Source organism: Streptomyces sp. SID13666 (assembly GCF_010548325.1).
GTDB classification, from domain to species: domain Bacteria; phylum Actinomycetota; class Actinomycetes; order Streptomycetales; family Streptomycetaceae; genus Actinacidiphila; species Actinacidiphila fildesensis.
Genome location: NZ_JAAGLX010000220.1, coordinates 1 through 404, shown reverse-complemented (window position 1 = coordinate 404; position 404 = coordinate 1). Strand labels below are relative to the sequence as shown.

Annotated in this window: 1 protein-coding gene; it reads right to left on the bottom strand. The window is 50.7% G+C overall.

The window, feature by feature from the left end; translation table 11 throughout:
* On the bottom strand, positions 1–357 hold a 357-nt coding region (locus G3I60_RS47315), incomplete at its 3' end, for an ABC transporter substrate-binding protein (protein WP_369334879.1).
* Between the last annotated feature and the right edge of the window lie 47 nt (positions 358–404).

The following is a 404-nucleotide window of genomic DNA, read 5'->3' as shown; positions in this document are numbered from 1 at the left end:
AGGCAATGCAGACTGCTTGGCAATCGTATCGAGGAACGGTGCGAATGGCTCCTTGAGCGTCCAGACAATCGTTTTATCGTCGTTTGCTTTGAGCGAATCTGTGATGTCCATGATCAGCTGGCCACCCGTATCACGCTTGGCCCAGCGTTCAAGCGAAGCGACAACGTCAGCAGCCGTTACCGGCGCACCATCATGAAATTTGAGACCATCGCGTAACGTGAAAGTATAGGTCTTACCGTCATCTGAGACAGTCCACTCTGCCATTTGTGGCTGAGGTTTGAAGTTTTCATCAACGGCAATCAGCACATCATAAATCATATAGGCATGATCGCGCGTAATGTGCGCGGTGGTGATCACCGGATCAAGCATACGCAGATCCGAGTGCATAACGGCAGTTAGTGTTG